The organism is Mesorhizobium sp. M0292, from assembly GCF_040321695.1.
Lineage (GTDB): Bacteria > Pseudomonadota > Alphaproteobacteria > Rhizobiales > Rhizobiaceae > Mesorhizobium.
This window is the reverse complement of sequence record NZ_JAMYSB010000059.1, coordinates 1-1,172: the sequence shown is the minus strand read 5'-3', so window position 1 is coordinate 1,172 and position 1,172 is coordinate 1. Positions and strand designations below refer to the sequence as shown.

At 63.5% G+C, this 1,172-nt stretch carries 1 protein-coding gene; it reads left to right on the top strand.

The features are described 5' to 3' along the window. The first annotated feature begins 58 nt into the window (after positions 1-58). Positions 59-1,033: an IS5 family transposase gene (locus NKI96_RS32460; protein WP_023743626.1), complete on the top strand. Its 975-nt coding sequence runs from the start codon at positions 59-61 to the stop codon at positions 1,031-1,033. Positions 1,034-1,172: the final 139 nt, after the last annotated feature.

The window sequence follows — 1,172 nt, the reverse complement described above, 5'->3', positions numbered from 1 at the left end:
GGGACTGTTGCAAAATTGGGTGGATGTGATTCCCTGTTTTTGAAACGGGGATTTTGCGATGACGACAAAGCCGAGCGGTCAGTTCAGTTTTGTAGAGGCTCTGCTGCCGCAGGGTCTTGGTCGGAGCGGACGACTGGACCGGTTGTCGTCGCTGGTGAAGTGGTATCGCTTCGAGAAGATCCTGGCGCGGCTGCGCTCGCCAACTGGGCCGGGGCGGCCTGCGTACAATTCGCTGGTGATGTTCAAGGCGCTTCTGCTGCAATCCTTGTATGGGCTGTCGGACAACGAACTGGAGGAGGCGCTCGCCGATCGGCTGTCGTTCCGCCGCTTCGTTGGACTGACGCTCGAGGAGACGGTGCCCGACCACACCACGCTCAACCGCTTTCGCAATCTTCTCGTGGAGGCCGGGCTTCTGGAGAAGCTGTTTGGCGAACTGGACCATCAACTGGACAAGGCCGGGCTGATCCTGCGGCGCGGCACGATGCTCGATGCCACGGTGATCGAGACGGCGGCGGCACGGCCGCCCAGTGGGGCCGCGCACGAAGCGGGCGATGCCGGCGATCCCGATGCCGGCTTTACACGCCGGCAGGGCAAGCCTGGCTCCTCCTACGGCTACAAGGCCCATGTCGGCGTCGACCAGGGTTCTGGTCTGATCCGCCGGGTGAGGACGACAGCAGCCAACGTCAACGACACGGTCGAGGCGGATCATCTGATCTGTGGCGACGAAGGCGCGGTGCTGGCGGATGCGGCCTATCACACCAAGGCGCGCGAGCTGTCGCTGAGGCAGCGCGGGATCAAGCCGCGGCTGATGCGGCGGGCCAACAAGCATCATCCGCGCCTGCCGGCGCGCCTGAAGCAGTTCAACCAACTGATCGCCCGGCAACGTTTTGCCGTCGAGACGACCTTCGCCACCTTGAAGAACCGCATGCGACTTTGCGCCATCCGCTATCGCGGTCTGGCCAAGGCGGCAGGACAGGTTCTCATCGCCGCCATGGCCTTCAACATGCGTCGCTGGGTGACGCTGGCGACCTGATCTAGGGTCGCACTGCGCCCGAAATCCGCCGAATACGCCAACTCCTACCCCATCTGGCCACAAACCAGCGCCGGAAAACCACCTCGCATTTGCCCTTGCCGTCTCTCTCCACGCCCAAAGCCTATAACGCAACGGGCCC

Excerpts from the sequence above, each read along its gene's own strand:
- NKI96_RS32460 (WP_023743626.1), top strand. The coding sequence starts at position 59 with ATGACGACAAAGCCGAGCGGTCAGTTCAGTTTTGTAGAGGCTCTGCTG.